This window comes from Streptomyces gobitricini (assembly GCF_039532985.1).
GTDB classification, from domain to species: domain Bacteria; phylum Actinomycetota; class Actinomycetes; order Streptomycetales; family Streptomycetaceae; genus Streptomyces; species Streptomyces gobitricini.
The window spans coordinates 82,288-103,666 of sequence record NZ_BAAASR010000006.1; the positions used below are offsets into that span (position 1 = coordinate 82,288).

19 protein-coding genes are annotated in these 21,379 nt (G+C 73.2%); 8 read left to right on the forward strand and 11 right to left on the reverse strand.

The window, feature by feature from the left end; genetic code table 11:
• Positions 1 to 42: 42 nt before the first annotated feature.
• Entirely contained in the window at positions 43 to 1,368 is a 1,326-nt protein-coding gene (locus ABD347_RS06045; protein WP_344357334.1) for an MFS transporter, read from the reverse strand.
• A 70-nt stretch (positions 1,369 to 1,438) separates the two neighbouring features.
• On the opposite strand from ABD347_RS06045, the gene ABD347_RS06050 reads away from it, so the two are divergent.
• Positions 1,439 to 2,584 carry a GlxA family transcriptional regulator gene (locus tag ABD347_RS06050; RefSeq protein ID WP_344357336.1) on the forward strand — a complete coding sequence of 382 codons (1,146 nt, stop codon included), beginning with the start codon at positions 1,439 to 1,441 and terminating at the stop codon, positions 2,582 to 2,584.
• A gap of 536 nt (positions 2,585 to 3,120) precedes the next feature.
• On the opposite strand, the gene ABD347_RS06055 is transcribed toward ABD347_RS06050, so the two are convergent.
• The 3 genes from ABD347_RS06055 to ABD347_RS06065 all read right to left on the reverse strand — a co-directional run bounded on the left by ABD347_RS06055 (position 3,121) and on the right by ABD347_RS06065 (position 5,125).
• A complete protein-coding gene (locus ABD347_RS06055; RefSeq protein WP_344357339.1) occupies positions 3,121 to 3,594 on the reverse strand; it encodes an ATP-binding protein in 474 nt (157 codons plus the stop codon).
• Positions 3,595 to 4,200: 606 nt separating this feature from the next.
• Entirely contained in the window at positions 4,201 to 4,719 is a 519-nt protein-coding gene (locus tag ABD347_RS06060; RefSeq protein ID WP_344357342.1) for an EF-hand domain-containing protein, read from the reverse strand.
• A 31-nt stretch (positions 4,720 to 4,750) separates the two neighbouring features.
• Positions 4,751 to 5,125: an STAS domain-containing protein gene (locus ABD347_RS06065; RefSeq protein ID WP_344357343.1), complete on the reverse strand. Its 375-nt coding sequence runs from the start codon at positions 5,123 to 5,125 to the stop codon at positions 4,751 to 4,753.
• 219 nt (positions 5,126 to 5,344) lie between these two features.
• Between ABD347_RS06065 and ABD347_RS06070 the strand changes: the two genes are divergently transcribed.
• Positions 5,345 to 5,908 (forward strand): sigma-70 family RNA polymerase sigma factor, encoded by a 564-nt coding sequence (locus tag ABD347_RS06070; protein WP_344357346.1) that lies wholly within the window; start codon positions 5,345 to 5,347, stop codon positions 5,906 to 5,908.
• The gene (locus tag ABD347_RS06075) at positions 5,905 to 7,164 is read left to right on the forward strand and encodes a zf-HC2 domain-containing protein (protein WP_344357349.1); all 1,260 of its coding nucleotides are present in this window, start codon (positions 5,905 to 5,907) and stop codon (positions 7,162 to 7,164) included. The genes ABD347_RS06070 and ABD347_RS06075 overlap by 4 nt, the downstream gene beginning before the upstream one ends.
• Before the next feature lie 191 nt (positions 7,165 to 7,355).
• On the opposite strand, the gene purU is transcribed toward ABD347_RS06075, so the two are convergent.
• Positions 7,356 to 8,207: a formyltetrahydrofolate deformylase gene (gene purU, locus ABD347_RS06080; protein ID WP_344357350.1), complete on the reverse strand. Its 852-nt coding sequence runs from the start codon at positions 8,205 to 8,207 to the stop codon at positions 7,356 to 7,358.
• Positions 8,208 to 8,253: 46 nt separating this feature from the next.
• Positions 8,254 to 8,700 carry an SCO4402 family protein gene (locus tag ABD347_RS06085; RefSeq protein ID WP_344357883.1) on the reverse strand — a complete coding sequence of 149 codons (447 nt, stop codon included), beginning with the start codon at positions 8,698 to 8,700 and terminating at the stop codon, positions 8,254 to 8,256.
• Between the two features lie 169 nt (positions 8,701 to 8,869).
• On the opposite strand from ABD347_RS06085, the gene ABD347_RS06090 reads away from it, so the two are divergent.
• On the forward strand, positions 8,870 to 10,141 hold the full coding sequence (locus tag ABD347_RS06090; protein ID WP_344357353.1) for an ABC transporter substrate-binding protein: 1,272 nt from the start codon (positions 8,870 to 8,872) through the stop codon (positions 10,139 to 10,141).
• Positions 10,142 to 10,145: 4 nt separating this feature from the next.
• Here the strand turns inward: ABD347_RS06090 and ABD347_RS06095 are convergent, their stop codons facing one another.
• A complete protein-coding gene (locus ABD347_RS06095) occupies positions 10,146 to 11,645 on the reverse strand; it encodes a hypothetical protein (protein ID WP_344357355.1) in 1,500 nt (499 codons plus the stop codon).
• 142 nt (positions 11,646 to 11,787) lie between these two features.
• Positions 11,788 to 13,170 (reverse strand): NsdA family TPR-like regulatory protein, encoded by a 1,383-nt coding sequence (locus ABD347_RS06100; RefSeq protein WP_344357357.1) that lies wholly within the window; start codon positions 13,168 to 13,170, stop codon positions 11,788 to 11,790.
• A gap of 373 nt (positions 13,171 to 13,543) precedes the next feature.
• Here ABD347_RS06100 and ABD347_RS06105 point away from each other — a divergent pair, with 373 nt between their 5' ends.
• From ABD347_RS06105 to ABD347_RS06115, 3 genes are all read left to right on the forward strand, one after another.
• A complete protein-coding gene (locus tag ABD347_RS06105) occupies positions 13,544 to 14,221 on the forward strand; it encodes a bifunctional DNA primase/polymerase (protein WP_344357358.1) in 678 nt (225 codons plus the stop codon).
• 93 nt (positions 14,222 to 14,314) lie between these two features.
• A complete protein-coding gene (locus ABD347_RS06110) occupies positions 14,315 to 15,106 on the forward strand; it encodes an ABC transporter ATP-binding protein (RefSeq protein ID WP_344357361.1) in 792 nt (263 codons plus the stop codon).
• Positions 15,085 to 16,692 (forward strand): transporter, encoded by a 1,608-nt coding sequence (locus ABD347_RS06115; protein WP_425575590.1) that lies wholly within the window; start codon positions 15,085 to 15,087, stop codon positions 16,690 to 16,692. Before ABD347_RS06110 ends, ABD347_RS06115 begins: the two co-directional genes overlap by 22 nt.
• Here ABD347_RS06115 and ABD347_RS06120 read toward each other — a convergent pair.
• Both ABD347_RS06120 and ABD347_RS06125 read right to left on the reverse strand, forming a co-directional pair.
• Complete coding sequence (locus ABD347_RS06120; RefSeq protein ID WP_344357365.1) at positions 16,679 to 17,548, reverse strand: alpha/beta fold hydrolase; 870 nt, start codon at positions 17,546 to 17,548, stop codon at positions 16,679 to 16,681. The two genes, ABD347_RS06115 and ABD347_RS06120, sit on opposite strands and share 14 nt — an antisense overlap.
• Before the next feature lie 576 nt (positions 17,549 to 18,124).
• Entirely contained in the window at positions 18,125 to 18,817 is a 693-nt protein-coding gene (locus ABD347_RS06125) for an iron-dependent transcriptional repressor DtxR (protein ID WP_344357367.1), read from the reverse strand.
• A 153-nt stretch (positions 18,818 to 18,970) separates the two neighbouring features.
• Between ABD347_RS06125 and ABD347_RS06130 the strand changes: the two genes are divergently transcribed.
• Positions 18,971 to 19,738 (forward strand): SIS domain-containing protein, encoded by a 768-nt coding sequence (locus ABD347_RS06130; protein ID WP_344357369.1) that lies wholly within the window; start codon positions 18,971 to 18,973, stop codon positions 19,736 to 19,738.
• 38 nt (positions 19,739 to 19,776) lie between these two features.
• Here ABD347_RS06130 and ABD347_RS06135 read toward each other — a convergent pair whose 3' ends face one another.
• Positions 19,777 to 21,090 (reverse strand): PAS domain-containing protein, encoded by a 1,314-nt coding sequence (locus tag ABD347_RS06135; protein ID WP_344357371.1) that lies wholly within the window; start codon positions 21,088 to 21,090, stop codon positions 19,777 to 19,779.
• Between the last annotated feature and the right edge of the window lie 289 nt (positions 21,091 to 21,379).

Sequence of the window (21,379 nt, forward strand, 5' to 3'; positions counted from 1 at the left end):
ATTTTCCTCCCGGGGGAGGAGGGGCACGCCGCCGCCCCCGGGTCAGGCGGCCACGGCCACCGGCTGTCGTCGCCGGATGACCAGGGCCATCAGCGCGGCCGCCGCGCACAGCGCGCCCGAGGCGTACCAGACCACGTCGTACGAGCCGAAGGCGTCACGCGCCACACCGCCGGCGAAGGCGACGACCGCCGCGCCGACCTGGTGGGAGGCGAGGACCCAGCCGAAGACGATCGCCGAGTCCTCCCCGTAGTGCTCGCGGCACAGGGCGATCGTCGGCGGCACGGTGGCGACCCAGTCCAGTCCGTAGAAGACGATGAAGAAGACCATCGGCGGGTGCACGGTCGGCGCCAGCAGCATCGGCAGGAAGAGCAGCGAGACGCCCCGCAGCGCGTAGTAGACGGCGAGCAGTCGCCGCGCCTCGAACCGGTCGGTGAACCAGCCGGACGCGATGGTGCCGACGACGTCGAAGACACCGATCACCGCGAGGAGCGACGCGGCGGCGGTCATCGGCATGCCGTGGTCGTGGGCGGCGGGCACGAAGTGGGTTTTGACCAGGCCGTTCGTCGACGCGCCGCAGATGGCGAAGGTGCCGGCGAGGAGCCAGAACGGGCCGGTGCGGGCCGCGGAGGCCAACACCGTCAGCGCACGTCGCGCCGCGCCCGGTACGGGGGCGGGCTTCGGTACGAAGTCGTCGGCGCCGTACGGCTTGAGCCCGACGTCCGCCGGGTGGTCGCGCAGCAGGAGCCAGACGAGCGGGACGACGATGAGGGCGGACAGGGCGACCGTGACGGCGGCGGGGCGCCAGCCGTGGTGGGTGACGAGCCAGGACAGCAGGGGCAGGAAGACGAGTTGGCCCGAGGCGCCGGCGGCGGTGAGGATGCCGGTCACCAGGCCGCGCCGGGCCGTGAACCACCGGTTGGTGACGGTGGCCGCGAAGGCGAGCGCCATGGAGCCGCTGCCGAGCCCGACGAGGACGCCCCAGTACAGGACGAACTGCCAGGCCGCCGTCATCCACACCGTCAGCAGTGACCCGGCGGCGATGACCGTGAGGGCCACCGCCACGACCCGCCGGACGCCGAACCGGTCCATCAGAGCGGCGGCGAACGGCGCCGTCAGGCCGTACAGCGCGAGGTTGACCGAGACGGCGAACCCGATCGTGCCGCGCGACCAGGTGAACTCCCCGTGCAGCGGCTCGATCAGCAGACCCGGAAGAGAGGCGAAGGCCGCCGCGCCGATGATCGTCACGAACGTGACGGCGGCGACGAACCAGGCGCGGTGGACGCGGGGCGTGCGCGCGGGTGGCTTGCCGGGAGCCGGAGCGGGCGGGGTGTCCGGAGCGGGGGTGGGCGTGGGCGTTGTCTGGGTCACGTCAGAAGGATCGCGAGCGGCCGAGCACCGTACCAGTGGCCCGGATGCCACCCTTCGCTAGGATCGGGCCATGAGCCGGCCCGTCCCGCACCGCGTCGTCGTTCTCGCCCTCGCCGGGCTCCTCCCGTTCGAGCTGGGCATTCCGCACCGCATCTTCGGCCGCGCCAGGGATTCCGAGGGCCACCCCCTGTACGAGATCGTCACGTGCGGCGTGACGGCGGGAACGGTCCCGACCGACGCGGACTTCCTCGTCGCCGTCGACCACGGCCCGGAGGCGCTCGCCACCGCCGACACGGTCGTCGTGCCCGCCTCCTACGAACTCGGCCCGGTCTACGACGAGGGCAGGCTCACCGAGGAGCTGGCCGCCGCGCTCGCCCACATCCGGCCCGGTACCCGCCTGGTCTCGATCTGCACGGGCGGGTACGTCCTGGCCGCCGCCGGTTTCCTCGACGGCCGGCCCGCGACGACCCACTGGGCCGCCGCCGAGCACTTCCAGCGGCTGTTCCCGTCGGTCGACGTCGACGCGGACGTCCTGTTCATCGACGACGGGGACGTCCTCACCTCCGCGGGGGTCGCCGCCGGGCTCGACCTGTGCCTGCACATCGTGCGCCGGGACCACGGATCGGCCGTGGCCAACGAGGTCGCGCGCCGCACCGTCGTACCGCCGCACCGGGACGGTGGCCAGTCGCAGTACATCCACCGGCCCGTGCCCGAGCCGCGGTTCGCCACCACGACCAGGGCACGCGCCTGGGCCCTCGAACGCCTCCATGAGCCCATCCGACTGCGGGACATGGCGGAGCGGGAGACCATGAGCGTACGGACGTTCACCCGCCGCTTCCGCGAGGAGGTGGGCGTCAGCCCCGGCCAGTGGCTCACCCGGCAACGGGTGGAACGCGCCCGGCACCTGCTGGAGTCCACCGACCTGCCGGTCGACCGGGTCGCGGCCGATGCCGGGTTCGGCACCGCCCAGTCGATGCGCCAGCATCTGCAGGCCACGCTCGGGGTGCCGCCGACCGTCTACCGCCGCACCTTCCGCGCCGCCCGCACGAACACCGGCCCGACCGGACCCGCCGGACCGACCGAGCCAACCGGACCGACCGGACCTGCCGGACCGACCGGACCTGCCGGACCCGCAGGACCGACCGGGCCGACCGGACCCACCGGACCCACCGGAACTGGACGCCGCCGCCCGGCCGCCCGGGACACGGCCCGCTGACAGCGGCCGCTCCGGATGAACCGTCCACAAGCAGCGCACAGGAGCGGAGGTGCGCCTTCCGTCCGGCGGGGATGCCCGAGCCCTTTCCGGGCGACGCGACGCGACCGCGCCCACGGCCCGTACTCGCGCCCCGAGCCGCCCGTGCGGCCCCTGGGGGTCTTCGGCCCCCGGCCCCGCCCCGGTGGCGACGGCACCGCACTGTAGGCCATCGTGACGGGAACGCCCCCGCGGCCGGGCGCCCCGCGCCGGGGCGGCCTGCGGCTGGGCGGGGTCCCCGCCCCTCGCCGGGCGGCCGGATCCGGGGAGGGCGGCATCCTTGGGTGGCGGCGCACGCATGCGCACCCCGAGCACGGCACGGCGGCCGCCACCCGGCTCCGGCGGGCTCAACCCCGAGGGCCCCGGCATGGAGCCGCCACCGAGCCACGACCCGCACTCGCCGAGGGCGTCAAGCCCTCGGCGTCCCCTCGCCACGAATCGCTGCTCCAAGGGTGATCAGGCGGATACGACCCGTCAACACCCATTCCTGCATACGTCCCTTATGCGCTATTTGTGACGGCGCACGACGGCGCGTACCCACCAGGCTCACGCACCACCCCCGTCACCACCGGCGCGCTCCGGTCCACTTCGCACCAGATGCTCTTGCCGGCCCCTTCCCGCTGCCACCCCCATCGGTCGGCGAGCCCGTCGACCAGCTCCAGGCCACGGCCGTTGGTGTCGTCCCCATCGGCGTGACGGGGGCGCGGGGGGCGGGCGCTGGTGTCGGCGACCTCCACCCGCACCGTCCCCGCCTCCGCCACGCCCGCGCCGAAGAGCATCCGCAGCACGGCGGGGCAGCCGGTGTGCACCACGGCGTTGGTGACGAGTTCCGAAATGAGCAGCACCAGCGTCTCCGCCAGCGGCTCGTCCACCCCTATCCCGGAGCCGGCGAGCCGTGAACGCGCCCATCTTCGGGCACGTCCGACCTCTGCCGGATCGGGGCCGATCTCCAACTGAACCTGAAGCACCTGCACCGCTCACACCATCCGAACCGGCGGACACAACGCCTCGCGTCTCACAGCGACCACAGCCTTAACAGTCGTCACTGAACGTGATTTCCCTGCGGCACAGCATGGTTGACGTACAGTCACCGCAACAAGCGCTTCGGGCATATTCCCGCGCGAAGGAGTACGCGTGCTGCATACTGTGCGACGCACGCCGCGAGTAGTCGAACAGAGGGACGCACCGCGCCGCCCGCAGATCCCGGGCGGCGGGAACTCCCGGGCCTGGAGCCGCCGCACGGCCCCCACCGGAACGCCCCGGACCGCGACCCACGGGCTCCTCACGGAGAGTACGGGAGGCGCACCCCGGCTCCGGGCCGTGACAAGTCCCCGAGGACAACGACCCGGCTGTCAACGCTCCGTGACCACCGTGCCCGAAGAGCCGGCCGACCGGGCCGGACGGTCGCGGGCGCCGCGTACGGCCGCCTCGTCGCCCGGCGGCCCGGCAGCCCAGCGGCTGCGGCGGCACCTCGCCGCGCGACGGGACACCCCGCGCGACCGATGCGCCCCGCGCGACCGGGCACGCCGTGCGAAGCCCTCACGGACAGGCTGCGCGAGCACCGCCCGGGGGCCTGCGGCTCACGGTTCGCGGGTCATGAAGTACCGCGCGAAGGCCATGACGGTCTCCTCCTCGTCGACCAGCCCGTTACGGTCCAGGTCCAGCGACTCCGCGGCGAGCGCGGCGGCGTGCGTCTCGATGCCCAGCACCCGCAGCGCGCGCTCCACCTCCGCCGTCCCCACCTTCCCGTCGCCGTCCCGGTCGGCGACGGCGAGCACGGCGCGGACGAAGGGGCGGGCGATCTCCGCGAACCGGTCCGGGTTGTCGCGCAGCCGCTTCACGGCACCGCTCACGAACTCGCCCCGGGTCACCCGCTGGTCGCCGTCCACGTCCGCGATGCCGGCCAGCCCCTGCCAGAAGGCCTCCGCCCCGGCGGCCAGGGCCTGTCCCTTGTCCGAACGGAACGAGGTGCCGAACTCCTCGAGCAGGCGGCCCGCCGCGGACGTGAAGTCCTCGCGGGAGATATAGCCGCTGCCGTCCTGGTCGAAGGCGGCGAACCGTGAGGTGATCCGGCGCTGGTACAACTCCTCTGCGTTCATGCCGGGAGGGTACGACGCGAAGGGAGCGCCGTCACGCGGAGAGCTGCTCGTCCTCCTCGCCGGTGGCCGACGCCACGTCCGCGTACACCGCGAACAGGCGCCGCACGCCGAGGGCCGCGAGCACCCGGTTGACGTGCGAGCCCTCGACGGCGCCCTGGGCGGGCAGGATCAGCCGCAGCCTTCCCCGGCAGGAGTGCAGCAGCCGCCGGGACGCGATCAGCACGCCCACACCGCTGGAGTCGCAGAACAGCACCTGGGACAGGTCCAGGACGACATCCCGCCTGCCGTCGGCGACGGCGTCGTGCACGCGTCTGCGGACCTCGGGTGAGGAAACCAGGTCCAGTTCCCCCCGGATACTCAGCACCGTCCAGGGGCCGCGCCCGGCTTCGTCCACCGTGAGCGTCACACGCCTACCCTTCGCCGATCCAACCGGGGCCCCCGAAACGGAAGCGGTGCTTCCTTCGCGCCGCTGCTGCCCTCTCGTCCCCCCATGAAACACGATCCACTCGTAGTGACGGTTTCCTTACCATCCGGCACGGGCACGAAGGGCACTTGGCACAAAAATGGGTGCGTTGTCGGCGGGGCGCACTACATTCGAGAGGAGTCGGGTCGGGAGGGCTTTCGAATGGCGAAGGACACACCACCGCGCTGGGACCGCAAGATGCAGCAGCGGCTGGCACGCGGCGAGGCGGCCGCCCTCGGTGAGCTCTACGACCGCTTCGCCTCCCTCGTGCACAACACGGCGCACCGCGTCCTCGACGACGAGTCGGCCGCCGACCAGGTCACCCGCGAGGTGTTCGGGTACGTCTGGGAGAACCCGGACGCCTACGACCCCAGGCGCGAGGGGGCCATGCGGTCGTGGATAGCGAAGCTGGCCCGCAGCCAGGCCGTGCACCGGCTGCGCCAGGCGGAGGCCAAGGCGTACGCGGAGCGGGGCGGCGGCTCCGCCGAGGAGTTGGAGCAGAAGGTGCGGCGCGCGGCGGTGTCCGCCCGCGCCGACTTCATCGTCCAGTCCATGCCCGCGCCGCTGCGCGCCGCGCTGGAGCTGGCCTACTTCCAGCGCCGGGACTACCGCCAGACCGCCGCGGACCTGGGCGTGACCGAGGACGAGGCGCGGCGCCGGCTGCGGCTCGGACTCCAGTTGCTGGCCACCGCGAACAGCCGGCCGCTGGACGGGCGGGCGTTGTGACCGGACCGCTCGACGACGGTGGCCACGACGACGGCCGCGAGGAGGTGGGCGGAGTGCCGCGCATACCGTCCCCGAGACGGGCCGCCGACAACTACGAGGCGCTGCCCGCCCCCGCTCCCGCCCCCGCTCCCGAGGACGTGCCGCCGCCGCCGCTGCCGCTGCCGCTGCCGCTGCCGCACAAGGTCCTCCAGTCGCTGCTCGGCGCGTGGGCGCTGTCCGCCTGCTCGCCCGAGGAGACGACCGCCGTCGAGGCGCACCTGACCGAGTGCGCCCCGTGCGCGGAGGAGGCCCTCCGGCTGCGGGACGCGGTCGGGCTGCTCCACCACGAGCGGGACCTGGACCTCGATCCGCTGCTGCGCTCCCGGGTGCTGGAGAACTGCCTGGGCCGCCGCCCCGCCCGGGTCCCCGTGCCCGACTGGGCGGGCCCGTACGACGCGGAGACCGCCCGGCTCGACGCGCTGCTGCGCGACATCGGCGACTCGGAGTGGCACGCGCCGGTGCGGCTCAAGTGGTTCGAGCGCGACCGGCCCGTGAGCCGCCGGACCACCGTCGCGGGGGTGATCAGCCATCTCCAGGCCGTCGACAGCCTCGTCGCGACGGCGATCGGCCTGGACGACTCGCTGTCACCGAAGACCCCCACCGAACGCACCGAGTCCTACTGGCAGGGCGCGCACCACCCGCCCACCAGAGCAGTCCGCGGACCGTGGCGCGATCAGACGCACACCCTGATCCGCACGGTCTCCTTCGCCGGCCGCGGCGTGGCCGAACTGTCCGTGTCGTACGGCGACTTCTCCCTGCCGTTGCGGGACGCGCTGCTCGACCGGGCCTTCGAGTGCTGGGTGCACGCGGACGACATCGCGAACGCCGTCGACTACCCGTACGAGCCGCCCAGCGGGGCGCACCTGCACGGCATGATCGACCTGGCGGCCCGCCTGCTGCCGGCCGCCCTCGCCGAGCGGCGCCGCACGGGCCTGGCGGGCTCGGCCCGCCACCTGGTGACGGCCGGGGCGCCGGGCCGCACGCTCCACCTGGAGGTCGAGGGCTCGGGCGGCGGTGACTGGTACATCGCCCTGGACTCCCCGGCGGCGATCGGCTCCCCGGACCTGAAGGTCGCGCAAGTGGCGCTGGACGGCGTGGAGTTCTGCCAGCTGGTGGCGGGCCACATCGCGCCCGAGGAAGCCGCCGCCGGGCAGGACGGCGACCGCGAAGCCATCCGCGACGTCCTCTTCGCCGCCGCCTCCCTGAGCCGCCTGTAGGTCCCACCGGGCCCGCGGCCCTCGCGGTGGGGTGCGGGCGGGGGGAGGTACGCGGGGGGCCGATGATGCCCCGGGGGCGCCGGGCGCGGCAGCTCCGCGCCTCGGGGGGACGGACGGATCGGCCACCCGTCAGGGGCGTTCACCGTGGGCGGGCGGCCGTGCGCGCGGCCGGGGGCCGTAGGGGCGGAGCCCTACGTGAAGACGACCGTGCGGCGGCCGTTGAGGAGGATGCGGCGCTCCGCGTGCCACTTGACCGCGCGGGCGAGGGCCTGGCACTCGACGTCGCGGCCGACGGCGACCAGTTGCTCCGGTGTGACCTCGTGCCCGACCCGCTCGACCTCCTGCTCGATGATCGGGCCCTCGTCGAGGTCGGCCGTGACGTAGTGGGCCGTCGCGCCGATCAGCTTCACTCCCCGCGCGTGCGCCTGGTGGTAGGGCTTGGCGCCCTTGAAGCTCGGCAGGAACGAGTGGTGGATGTTGATGATCCGGCCGCTCAGCTGCTTGCACAGGTCGTCGGAGAGGACCTGCATGTACCGGGCGAGGACGACCAGCTCGACGTTCTCGGCGCGTACCAGCTCCAGCAGCTCGGCCTCCGCCTGCTGCTTGGTGTCCTTGGTGACCGGGATGTGGTGGAACGGGATGTCGTACGAGGCGACCAGTTCGGCGAAGTCGGTGTGGTTGGAGACCACCGCCACGACGTCGACCGGCAGCGCGCCGATCCGCGTACGGAACAGCAGGTCGTTCAGGCAGTGGCCGAACTTCGACACCATCAGCACGACGCGCATGCGCTCGTCGGCCCGGTTGATCTGCCAGTCCATCGCGAAGGAGTCGCCGACCGCCGCGAAGCTCGCGCGCAGCTTGTCCACCGTGACCGGAGCCTCGGCCGAGAAGTGGACCCGCATGAAGAACAGGCCGGTGTCCCGGTCTCCGAACTGCTGACTGTCCTCGATGTTGCAGCCGGTGATGAAGAGGTAACTCGAAACGGCGTGCACGATGCCCTGCTTGTCCGGGCAGGAGAGCGTGAGGACGTACTGGTCGGTCATCCTGGCAGGATGCCATATACGCCGGGGGCGGCAGGACGCCGGTCCGTCAGGCGGACCTGGTCATGATCCGCAGTACGTCCAGGGAGCGCGGCGGCGCGTCCGGGTCCTCGCCGTCGTTGGCGGCCAGCCGTACGTGGGCGTCACGAGCCGCCCGTACGGCCTCCGGCCAGCCGTGGTGGCCCATGTAGGCGGAGACGGGCGCGTCCGGGCCGACCTGGTGCATGATCCGCAGCACCCGCAGCACCGCGACGTCGACCAGCGCGGCCTCGCCCGAGTCCCTGAATATGGTGCCGACGTACTTCTCCGCGGACCAGTTGTCCAGCCAGGTGTCCTCGACCAGCCGGTACACGGCGTCGGTGACGTCCCCGTACCCCTCCAGACCCGCCAGCCAGCACTCCTGATGGAAGACGGGGTCGGAGAGCATGTGCAGCGCCGAGCGCACGTTGGCGCGCCAGCGCCACCACGGCATGTCTGTGAGCGGCATGCCGCCCATGGTGGAGGAGCGACGGCCGCGACGGGAAGAGTTCACGGAAGCTGACACGTTTCGATCGTACGTTCCCCCGGGTGCGGCGAGGACCGGCCCCCGCAATTCACCTCGGTGTCACCCAGCGTTGAACCGACCTCACTGCCGCGTTACCCATGGGGCGGAATTGTGCGTGCCCATGACCGGCAATGGCAGGCGACGCGCTCCCTCCATCCTCTCCGCCCTCAGGACCGCGGCGGTATTCGGCTCGGCCTGCGTCCTGGCCGGGTGCGGGGTTCTCCCTGGAGCCACGGGGGGCTCCGGGGATCCCGTCACCGTCATGACCTGGGCGCCCGACAACACCCGCGCGACCAATATGCCCGGGATGCCCGCCATGGGGCAGGCGTACGCCCGCTGGATCAACGCCCGGGGCGGCATCAACGGCCGTGAGCTGCGGGTGCTCACCTGCAACGAGGGCAACGAGCCCATGGCCGCCGCCGCGTGCGCCCGGCGCGCGGTCCAGGAGGGCGTGGTCGCCGTCGTCGGCTCGTACAGCCAGAACGGCCGCGCCTTCATGCCTCCGCTGGAAGCCGCCGGCATCCCGTACATCGGGGGCTACGGGCTCACGGACGACGAGTTCAGGAGCCCCGTCTCCTACCCCGTCAACGGTGGCCAGGCCGCGCTGCTGGCCGGCAACGGCATCCAGCTCGCGGACTCGTGCGACCGCGTCTCGCTCGTACGGCCCGACACCCTCACCGGTGCCGACCTGCCCCGGATCCTCAACACAGGTCTGGCCCAGGGGCATCACCGGACCGCCGTGGACATCCCGGCCGCCGACGACGCCGGCGAGTACACCGACGAGGCCCGGCGGGCCCGCCACCAGGCCGGCGAGAAGGGCGGCTGTGTCACCGCCGCGCTCGGCGACCACACCGCGAACTTCTTCGACTCCTTCCGCCGGCTCCCGCCCGACGGGAGGGAGATCAAGGTCTCCTCGGTCCTCGGCAGCGTCGACCAGCCGCTCATCGACCGCACCGGCGGCGCGAACGGCCCCTTCGAAGGGGCCTACCTCACCGGCTGGTACCCGGAGGCGGGAGACCCGCGCTGGGACCCGATGAAGCAGGTGCTGCGGGAGCACGCCTTCGCCGACAACCGGATCGACCCGGCCGACACCGGCGTCCAGACCACCTGGATCGCGTACACCGTCCTGACGGAGGTCGTCGAATCCCTCGGCGACGAGAAGATCACCCCCGGCCTGCTCGGCCGCGCGCTCGACCGCGGGGCGCGGGTGGACACCGGCGGCCTCACCCCGCCGCTGCGCTGGCGCTACGAGGACATGCTCGGCACGCCGAGCACCCCGAGGGCGGTCAACCACGAGGTCACGTTCCAAGTGGTACGCAAGGGGCGGCTGGTGGCGCAGAAGGAGGACTTCGTGGACGTCGGCCCGACGCTCCGCGAGGCCGCCGCCCACTAGCGGGTCACAACTGGGCCGGCTGGCGCGGGGACAGGCCGTGGGTGGCCGCGATGCCGTTCCAGAGCTCGGAGGCCTTCTTCTTCGCGGCCGTCGCCTCGCCACTGGCCCTGTTGCCCTCGGCGAGCTCGTCCGTGCTGCGGGCCTTGCCGTCCTTGCAGCCCTTCTTGCCCTTGACCTGGTCGGCCCAGGCCGCGTAGTGGTCGTCGGCCGAGGCGGACGCCTGCCACGCCTTGGTCAGCGCGGCGCTCAGCCTGGCGTGGTCGGGCAGCTTGTCGACGGTCAGGCCCTGGAGGCGGGTCACCAGGTCGCGGCGCTGGCCGGCCGCGCCGCGCAGGTCGTCGGCGGCCCGGTCGAGGTTCTGGCACTTCTTGATGTTCTCCACGGAACGGATCACCGTGTCGCGGCTGTTGTTGCTGTCCGCGAGGAGCTTGTCGAGTGCCTCCGCCTGCGTCCTGGCCGGGTCCGGGGCGGCCTGCGGGGCGCCCACGCCGGGGGTCGGCGAACTGGCGGCGGCGACACCGGCCTTGTCGGTCGTGCCCTTGGGGGCTTCCTCGCCCCCGCTGAGCAGGGCGCCCGCGCCCAGCCCGAGGACGGCGCACCCCACGACCACGGCGGCGATCAGCGGCAGCTTCGACGACCGGCGCGGCGCCGGTTCCTGGTACTGCTGCTGCACGGGCTGCGAGGCCTGTGGCGTGTGCGGCGCCTGGTACGGCTGCTGGGCCTGCGGACGCGGCGCCTGGGCCCCGACCGGGGGCATGTGCCGCGTCGCGGCGGCGTCGTCGCGGAACAGGCTGTCGAACTCGGCCGGGGGCTGCCGGTCGCCGGGCGCTCCGGGGCGTATCCCGAAGGGCGCGCCCGACGGCTGCGGCGGGACGGGCGGCAGGTACTGCGTGGCGTCCGTGTCCTGGGCGGCGGCCGGCCGGGCGCCGAGGAACCGCGTCGACTCGGCCGGGTTCTCCGCCGGCAGGGGCATCGGCCCGGCGCCGGGGGCGGCGACCGGCGGGAGGTACTGGGTGGCGTCCGCGTCACCACCGCCCGACGGGACCTCGGGCGGCAGCGGCTGGGCGCCCGCGCCGTACGTCTGCTCCTGCCGGTCCTGCCCCTGCTCCCGCTCCTGCGGGTACTGCTGGCGAGGCGCCTGCGCCTGATACTGCTGCTGCTGGTGTTCCTGGTGCCCGTACTGGTGGTGCTGCTGGTACGCCTCGGGCTGCCCGTACTGGTGGTGTTGCCGACCCTCGTGCTGCTGGTACTGCTGGTGCTGCTGCTCGTCTTGCTGCTGGTACGCGCCCGGCTGCTGGTCGTACGCGCCCGGCTGCTGGTGGTGCTGCGGGGACTGCTGCTGACCGTGGGAGGGCCCCCAGGGGCCGCCCCACGGCGCACCCCCGGCCGGCCCGGCACCTGCCGCGCCCCAGGCCTCGCCGCCCTCGGCGGGCAGCACGACACCCTCGTGCGCGGGCCGCGCCGCGGGAAGGTGCGGCTCTGGGCCCTGTCCGCTCTGCGTCACCGGGACTCCTACGTGTGAACCTGTAAACCTACGGAAGCGTCGGCTCACGCTACCGGGTGACGAGGAGCCCGCGCACACGTGTGTGGTGGCGGTAACAAGAACCGCCCTCATGACGCTGATGAGACGGGGCACACACCGACGGCTAGGCGGCCTGGAGCTCCAGCCGGGCGCCGAACTCCCGCACCACGGGCTCGTCCGCGTACGGCTCGAGGCGCTGCTGCAGGTCGTCCAGGTACTCCGCGCCCCTCGACGACCGCAGCGTGCCCAGCAGTTCGGCCGCGCGGGTGCCCGTGTGGCAGGCGGCCTCCACCTCCCGCTGCTGGACCTGCGCCGTGGCCAGCAGCACCAGCCCGATCGCCCGCCGCCGGGCCCGCGTCCCGGGGTGCCCGTCCAGCGCCTCGGTCGCCGCCCGCGCCGCCTCCTCCGGGCGGCCCAGGTCCCGGTAGCAGTGGGCCAGTTCGTCCGCGAGGTACGCCCGGTCGAAGTGCGCGATCCACGCCGGGTCGTCGCCCGACTCCGGGTCACCGCGATCCATCGCGGCCACCGCCCGCGCGGCCACCTCCTGGCATGTGCGCAGATCGCCGAGGAGGGCGTGCCCACGCGCCTCGGCCGCCAGGAACATCGCCTCCGCCCGCGGTGGGACGTGCCCCCGCGCCCCTTCCTGCGCCGCCCGCGCCAGCTGGGCGATCTCCCGGGGGTTGCCGAGCTGGGCCGCCAAGTGGCTCATGGACGCGGCCAGTACGTACCCCCCGTACCCGCGGTCCCCGGCCGCCTGCGCGAGCCGGAGCGCCTGGATGTAGTACCGCTGCGCCAGACCGGGCTGCCCCGTGTCGACCGCCATGTATCCGGCGAGCTCCGTCAGCCGGGCCACCGCGGCGAAGAGCTGACGGCCCACGGCGTCCCGGTACGAGCCGGAGAGCAGCCCCGACACCACGCTGTTCAGGTAGTGCACGACGACGGGCCGCACGTGCCCGCTGCCGAACCGGTGGTCCAGGTCCACCAGGGCCGCCGTCATCGCCCGTACGGCCTCCACGTCCACCATCCCGACGCGCGCCCCCGCCTGCCGGGCGACCTGCGTGTCGGCGGCCGTGATCAGCCAGTCCCGGCTGGGTTCGACGAGCGCGGAGGCGGCCACGGTCGAGCCAGACAGGAAGTCCCGCCGCCCCACGTCGCTGCGCCACAGCTCGCAGACCTGCTCGATGGCGCCGACCACGGTCGGCGAGAACTGCAGACCCACGCCGGACGCGAGGTTCTTGCCGTTGGCCATGCCGATCTCGTCGATCGTGACGGCCCGCCCCAGCTTGCGGCCGAGGGCTTCGGCGATGATCCCGGGCGCCCGTCCGCGCGGTTGCTGACCGCGCAGCCAGCGGGCCACCGAGGTCTTGTCGTACCGCAGGTCGAGTCCGCGCTCCTGCCCGACCATGTTCACCCTGCGGGCGAGCCCGGCGTTGGAGCATCCTGCTTCCTGGATGAGAGCCTGCAGCCTTTCGTTCGGCTGACGGGCGACGAGCGGCCTCGCTGCCATGACTACCCCCTGTTGCCGCGGTGATCAGTCCCGCTGATCACTGCCCGGCTGATATACGGAGAATGCAGAAGTTGACCTGCGAATACTGACGAACCCGAGGAACCCCGGCGAAGGGCACGCACCGTTACCGAAGCGAGTGGAAGACACCGGAACGGCTGGTCGGGCATCACATGCTGACAAGGCCGACAGGTCGCGTAATGGCGTGAGACCGCCACATTCCCACCTCCTCGACTGTGGCTACCCGGGCTCCGCTCCCGGCGCTCACGCGCGCCCCCGTCCGTGCACCCATGCGCCCCGAATGCCGAATCGATGCTCCTCGGCCTCCCTTCCCGCGCCCCGTAACCCCCGGTGAGGTGGGGAGTTGAGTCCTTTCGTGGAAGAGACCATCGGAGTCACGGAAGCCGCACAGATCCCCAAGCAGCGAGGGGAGCAGCTGCTGGACAGCGCCGTGCGGTACGCGGAAGAGCGGCACTGGGACGTGTTCCCCGGCACCTGGCTGGAGGCGGTCGACGGCACGGAGCGGTGCTCGTGCGGTGACACCGCCTGCCCTTCGCCGGGGGCGCACCCGGCGCGGCCGGACTGGGCGACGCAGGCGACCGGCAGCGCGGTGGTGGCGCGCCGGCTGTGGGGGAAGCAGCCCAAGGCGTCGATCCTGCTGCCCACGGGCCGCACGTTCGACGCGCTGGACGTGCCGGAGTCGGCGGGTTTCCTGGCGCTGGCGCGGATGGAGCGGATGGATCTGACGCTCGGCCCGGTCACCTGCACCCCGGACCGCCGGATGGTGTTCTTCGTCCTGCCGGGTGCCGCCGCCAAGGTGCCGGACCTGGTACGGAAGCTGGGCTGGTCGCCGAGCGGGATCGACCTGGTGGCCAGGGGCGAGGGTCTGTACGTGGCGGCGCCACCGACCCGGGTGGGCGGGCACGGCGCGGTGCAGTGGGCGCGGCGCCCCACGCCGGCGAACCGGTGGCTGCCGGACGTCGAGGAGCTGATCTGCCCGTTGGCGTACGCGTGCGCCCGGGAGGCCGCCGATGCCCGGTCCCGGCAGGCCTGACCGCCTCTGACTGCCGTTTCCGGCCCCTGTGTTCGTACCGGCGGGTACGTAGGCTGACTCGCGTACACACGGGGACTACGGGAGGCAGTGACCATGCCGGACCAGATGGCGGAGGCTCTCGCACCCGCGGTGCGGGTCGAGGGACTGTGGAAGCGGTTCGGCGAGCAGATCGCCGTCGCCGGGATCGATCTGACGCTTCCGGCGGGCCGGTTCATCGGGCTGGTGGGGCCGAACGGGGCGGGCAAGACGACGACCCTGTCCATGGTGACGGGACTGCTCCGTCCCGACCAGGGCCGGGTCGAGGTCGTGGGGCACGACGTGTGGCGCGACCCGGCCGCGGTGAAGGCCCGGATCGGGGTGCTGCCGGAGGGGCTGCGGCTGTTCGAGCGGCTGTCGGGGCGGGAACTCCTCGCGTACACCGGGCGGCTGCGGGGGCTGCCCGGGGACGAGGTCGACAAGCGGGCGGCCCAGCTGCTGGACGTGCTGGACCTGGCGGGGGCGCAGCACAAGCTGGTCGTGGACTACTCGACCGGTATGCGCAAGAAGATCGGCCTCGCCGCGGCTCTCCTCCACAACCCGGAAGTCCTCTTCCTGGACGAGCCGTTCGAGGGTGTGGACCCGGTGTCGGCGCAGACCATCCGCGGGGTGCTGGAGCGGTACACGGTCTCGGGCGCGACGGTGGTGTTCTCCAGTCATGTGATGGAGCTGGTGGAGTCGCTGTGCGACTGGGTCGCGGTGATGGCGGCGGGCCGGGTCCGGGCGCAGGGCACGCTCGCCGAGGTGCGGGGTGGCGCGCCCTCGTTGCAGGCGGCGTTCCTGGAGCTGGTGGGCGCGCGGGGGCGGGACGCGGGCGAGTCGCTGGACTGGCTGGGGGGTGCCCGGTGACGCTGACGGGGGTCTTCGTACGGCTCAAGCTGTCGCTGTTGCGCAATGGTCTGCGGCAGTCGGCGGGGCGCACGGCGGCGTACGTCACCTCCGCGGTGCTGGCGCTGCTGTGCGCGGCGGGGCAGTTGCTGGGGCTGGTGCTGCTGCGGGGCAGTGAGCACGCGGCCACGGTCACGGTGTTGCTGACGGGGCTGCTGGCGCTGGGGTGGGCGGTGATGCCGCTGTTCTTCCCGAGTGGGGACGAGACGCTGGATCCGACGCGGCTGGTGATGCTGCCGCTGCGCCCGGGGTCGCTGGTGCGGGCGCTGCTGGTGTCCTCGCTGGTGGGGATCGGACCGCTGTTCACGCTGTGCCTGGCGGTCGGTTCGGCGGTGGCGCTGGCGCGCGGGGCGTTCGCCGTGGCGGTCGCGGTGGTGGCCGTGCCGCTGGTGCTGCTGGTGTGCGTGGCGCTGGCGCGGGCGGTCGCGGCGGGGAACGTCCGGCTGCTGACGTCCCGCAGGGGCCGGGACCTGGCGGTGCTGAGCGGTCTGGTGATCGCGGTGGGGATGCAGTTCGTCAACTTCGGCGTGCAGCGGCTCGGGCAGGCGGGTGGCCTGTCGGCGCTGGATCCGGCGGCGGAGGTGGTGCGGTGGATTCCGCCCGCCTCGGCGGTCGCGGCCGTCGGCGCGGCGGGCGAGGGCGCGTACGGGGAGGCCGTGGCCGGGCTGCTGCTGTCGGTGGCGGGCCTGGGGGCGCTGCTGTACGCCTGGCGACGCAGCCTGGTGAAGCTGATGACGGCCCCGGACGGTTCGACGTCGGCCGTGGCCTCGGGCCCGTCGCGGCGTGAGCCGGCGTCGTCGCGGCCCGGCCTGTGGCCCGAGGGCCGTACGGGCACGGTGATGCGGCGCAGTCTGCGGTACATCGCCCGCGACCCCAAGACGAAGGCGGGGTGGGTGACGTCGCTGGCGATCGGTCTGATCGTGCCGCTGTTCAACGCGTGGCAGGGCACGGGGTCGGTGTACTTCGCGTGCTTCGCCGCCGGGATGCTCGGCTTCATGATGTACAACCAGTTCGGCCAGGACACCTCGGCGTTCTGGATGGTCGCCATGACGATCTCCTCGGCACGGGACGCCTATGTGGAGCTGCGGGCGCGCGCACTGGCCATGCTGCTGATCGTCCTGCCCTTCGTGGCGCTGGTGACCATCGCGAACGCGGCGGTACTGGGCGACTGGCGGTCCTTGCCGGAGGCGCTGGGGCTGTCGTTCGGCCTGCTGGGGGCGATGCTGGGGGCGGGCGCGGTGGCGTCGTCGCTCTTCCCGTACTCGATCCCGCAGGACGGCGCGTTCAAGAACGTGGCGCCGGGACAGGCCGGGCTGGCGTGGATCTCCATCCTGCTCGGCGTGGTCTCGGCGGCGCTGCTGTGCGCCCCGCTGATCGCCCTCACGGTCTGGGTGAACGTGACGGGTGGGGGGATGGCGGAGCGTCTGCTCCTCCTGGCCCTGGGAACCGCCTGGGGCGCGCTGCTGACCTGGGCGGGCCTGCGACTGGCCGCGCCACGCACCGCCGACCGGCTGCCGGAGATCCTGGCGGCGGTCAGCAGGGGCTGACGTCCTCCAGGAAGGGGGTGATGGCGGCGCGCCAGCCCTCCGGCTGGTCGTAGTGGACGAGGTGGCCGGCGTCCGGGACCTCGGCGTACCGCCCCCGGGGGAGGACGCGGACCATCTCCTGGGCCTCCGCGCGGCCCAGTTCGCCGTCGAGCCCGCGGACGACGAGGGTGGGGCAGCGGACCTGGCCGAGGCTGTCCCAATGGGCGTCGTAGACCCAGGTCTCGCGGGAGGTGAGCATCTGGCGGCGGGAGAACAGGGGCCGCCAGCCGTCGGGGCCCTCGGCCATGACCTCGGCGAAGAACTCGCCGCGAGCCGGGTTCGGGCGCTCCACCCGGGGATCGTCCTCGCCGAACCACTTCCGTACGTCGGCGAGCGTGGCGAACGGCAGCGGCCAGGAGCGGAACCAGTCCTCCCACTCGCGCTGCGACGCCGCGCCCAGGGCCGAGGCCCGCATGTCGCAGATGATCAGGGCCCGCACGAGGTCGGGACGCTCCGCGGCGAGCTGCCAGGCCGTCAGGGCGCCCATGGAGTGACCGATGAGGGTGACCGGGGCGAGCCCCAGCTGTTCGACCGCGGCCACGGCGTCGGCGACGTACGCCTCGCGGGTGAAGGGGCCTTCGGCGGGCTTCCCACTGTGCCCGTGCCCCCGCTGGTCGAGCGCGACCGCACGGTGCCGCTCGGAGAGCCAGCGCGCGGTCGGGGCCCAGTGCGAGGCGCGGCCCATCAGGCCGTGGAGAAGCAGCACCCCGGACGCCCGGTCGGCGTCACCGGACTCCTGACCCTTGGGCGGGTCGGCGAACTCCCAGGCGGCGAGGTTTAAGCCGTCGGCTCCGGTCAGGTCGATGCGTCGCACCATGTGTCCTGACACCCCCTTCTGTCACACGCACGAGCCAGACTATCGAACTTGCATTCGAAAACACGGCTCCCGCCCGTAACACCGCTCGTTCGAGTGACCCGACTCAAGGATTGACGGCCACCGCCGAGGGGAGATCTTCATCGGGAGGCGGGCCGCTCGGGGAAAACGGTCCGAGGGGAACGACCCTGAGAGCTCGGGGCTCCGGGTCACCACAGGGGAGGTCGGGCCCCGGCGCCGTAAGGCGCCGGGGCTCTCGTCCTGTTCAGGGCGCATCGCCTGCCCCCTCCCCGGGCGCGGAACCCGGGCCGCCGCTCGCTCGGGTCATATGCCTCAGCCAAGACTGGCACGGGAGCCGCCCCGGCGCTGCCGTTCCGCTCGAAAGCGCGTTCCGCCCCCGGACCACCGCCCTGCGGCGCGGGCGTCCGGGCGTCGCCCGCGGACCGTCATCGCGCGGAGGCCGGCGGCGCCGGAACAGCTCCCGGCCACGTCCCGGACCCCGGCGTGAAACCGATCGCCGCATCCGGGCACGGCGACGGGCCGCCGGCCACCCGGCGGGGGGTCAGCGGGCGGAAGGGGTCAGCGCTTGGCGACGAACACGTGCGACGCCACGTCCGCGCCCAGCTCCGCGGCCTCGCCGCTGCTGCCGACCAGGACACCGCCCGCCGACTCCGTGACGCTCACCACCGAGCCGGGCTGCACACCCGCGCGGCGCAGCGTGTACATCAGCTGGGCGTCCGTCTGGATCGGCTCGCCGATGCGGCGCACCACCACCGTCTTGCCCTCCGTGCCCGGGTCGAGTTCGGCCAGCGACACCATGCCCTCGTCCAGGAACGCCTCGGGCCCCGCCTTCTCGCCCAGCTCCTCCAGGCCCGGGATCGGGTTCCCGTACGGAGACTCCGTGGGGTGCCGCAGCAGCTCCAGCACGCGGCGCTCCACCGCCTCGCTCATCACGTGCTCCCAGCGGCAGGCCTCGGCGTGGACCTGCTCCCACTCCAGGCCGATCACATCGACCAGCAGGCACTCGGCGAGCCGGTGCTTGCGCATCACGCGGGTGGCCAGGCGGCGTCCCTCGTCGGTCAGCTCCAGGTGACGGTCGCCCGCGACGGTCACCAGGCCGTCCCGCTCCATCCGGGCGACCGTCTGGCTGACGGTCGGCCCGCTCTGGTCCAGCCGCTCGGCGATGCGGGCGCGCATGGGCACCACACCTTCCTCTTCGAGCTCGAGGATGGTGCGGAGATACATCTCCGTGGTGTCGATCAGTCCGGACATACGTGCCCCTCGAAAGAATCGTGCGCTGGCCCTGACTCAATTCTTGCGCATCGCGCCGACAACCGTGCCGCCCCGTGGACAAGCCGGTATTGACAGAGCAATGGTCCAGACCGCAACGTGATCCGCGACACGCAGAGATAGGGGCCTGACGCCATGCCTGACACCAGCGGCGAGAGCAAGCTCGCCGGTCGGTTCTTCGACGCCGCGATCGGCCTGCTCCAGCGCGTCCGGGACGAGGAGGCCCCGAACATCGCCGCCGCCGGCGCCGCCGTCGCCGGCGCGGTCGCCGAGGGCGGCCGGCTGTTCGCGTTCGGCGCCGGCCACTCGTCGCTCGCCGCCCAGGACGTGGTCTACCGGGCCGGCGGGCTGGCGCCGGTGAACCTGCTCGCCGTGCCGGGGGTCGTCGGCGTCGACGTCATGCCCGCGACGCTGGGCTCCGCCCTGGAGCGGGTGGACGGCCTGGCCGGTGCGGTCCTCGACTCCTCGCCCGCCAGGGCCAGTGACGTACTGATCGTCGTCTCGCTGTCCGGTCGCAACGCCCTGCCCGTCGAGATGGCGATGAACGCCCGCGCGCTCGGCCTGAAGGTCATCGGCGTGACGTCGGTGGCGTACGCGGAGGAGACCCGGTCGCGGCACGTGTCGGGCACCTTCCTCAAGGACCACTGCGACATCGTCCTGGACTCCAAGATCGCCGTGGGGGACGCGGAGCTCACCCACGAGGGCGTCGACGCCCCGTTCGCCCCCGCCTCCACGGTCGTCACCAGCGCCCTGATGCAGGCGGTGATGGCGGCCGCCACCGAGGCCCTGGTGGCGCGCGGCATCGAGCCACCGCTGCTGCGCTCGGGCAACGTCGACGGCGGCCACGAGTGGAACGGCCGCGTGATGAGCGAGTACGCGGACCGGATCTTCTTCCGCCACTAGGGGCAGCGCACGCGCCCGCGAGCGGGGGCGGGCCCCGTTCAGCCGGCGTCCCCGCGCGCGAGGTCGACCGCCGCGGCGACCCGGACCGCGACGCTCTCGGCGTACACCGCGTCGGGGCGCCCGAAGGCGGGACGGCTGCCGGAGCGCAGGAAGGTCACGACGCCCAGCGTCCGGCCACGGCTGCGGAGCACCGTGCACAGGGCGTGCGCCGCCTCCCGGGGCCACTGGCGTTCGGCCGCCCACGCCGATGACGAGGCGCTCGCCCGCACGGAACCCACCCGGTCCACGGCCTGCAGGGCGGGGTGCCCCGCCGCGTACCGGACCGGGATCCCGGCACCGGGCAGGCGGGCCACCGGGCCCGGCGCCCCGGCCGGGGAGGCCGCGGCCCGTACGAGGCGGTCGCCCTCCACCAGGTCCACCAGGGCGTGGTCGGCGAATCCGGCCAGCGCGAAGTCCAGGTGGACGGCCGCCGCCTCCATCGGGTCCTCGCACTCCGCGGCGGCGTTGCCCGCCCGGTGCAGCTGGCTGGTCCGGAACCGGAGCCGGTCGGCCTCCTGTTCCGCCAGCTTCGCGTCCGTGACGTCCTGGAACAGCCAGCCGATGCCCAGCGGCACCGGTTCCTCCGCGAGCGGGGACGCCAGCCGCAGGAAGCCGCTGCGCCAACAGCGCCGCCGCTCCCCCTCCGGTGTCCTGAGCGTCACCCACAGCTCGACGAGCGCCCGGGGCGCGCCTTCCGCCAGTACGTGGTGGAGGGCGCCCTCCAGTTCCTCCACACCCTGCACGACCAGCTCTCCGAGCGGCCGTCCCAGCAGCGACGTGCGGGAGGCGCCCAGGGCCTGCGCGGCGTGGGCGTTGACCACGGTGGGGCGGAGGTCGACGTCGACGAGGACGACGCCCCAGGAGGCGTCGTCGAAGAGGGCTTCGCTCAGGGCGATCGACCGCTCCAGGTCGATCTGGGCGTGCACCTCGCTGAACGCGCAGTACACCCCGGCCGGTCCGCCGTCCGCGCCGCGCACCCCGGCCGACTGCGTCCGCACCAGCACCCGCCCGCCGTCCTTGCGGACGAGGGCGAACTCGTGGACCTGACGGCCCGGCGCGTCCATGACGGCCATCAGACGCCGGTGCACGTCGTCGGCGTCCGCGCTGCGCACGGCCCACCCGGCGAACCCGCTGCGCCCCACGGCCTCCCCGGCGCTCCACCCGAGGATCCGCTCGGCCTCCCGGTTCCAGTGGGTGATCACCCCGTCGGCGTCGAACGCGCACAGCGCGGCGTCCATCCCGTCGAGCAGCGCGGCGAGGAGATCCGCCCCGGGCCCCAGAGCCCTCGCGGTCTCGCTCCTGGACGCACTCATCCCGGCACCCCCTGCAGGACGTGTACTCACGTGCACGTGCACGCCATCCGCCATTCAACTGGAACGTGACTCAGAGCACACCCGGTTCCCCGAAATCACCGGGTGCGAAAAACCGGTTGTGGGGCGCGGGCGGGGTTCCTAGGGTGTGGGGCACACGAAGAAAGGAGGTGATCCGGAAGTGGTTTCTTTTCGGATGCGTGAGGTGACTGCGGGCTGAGGCCCGTCGTCGCACCCTGTGCAATGTCGGCAGGCCTCCTGCCGCAATCCCAGCAGTCACCGACCCGCGGGC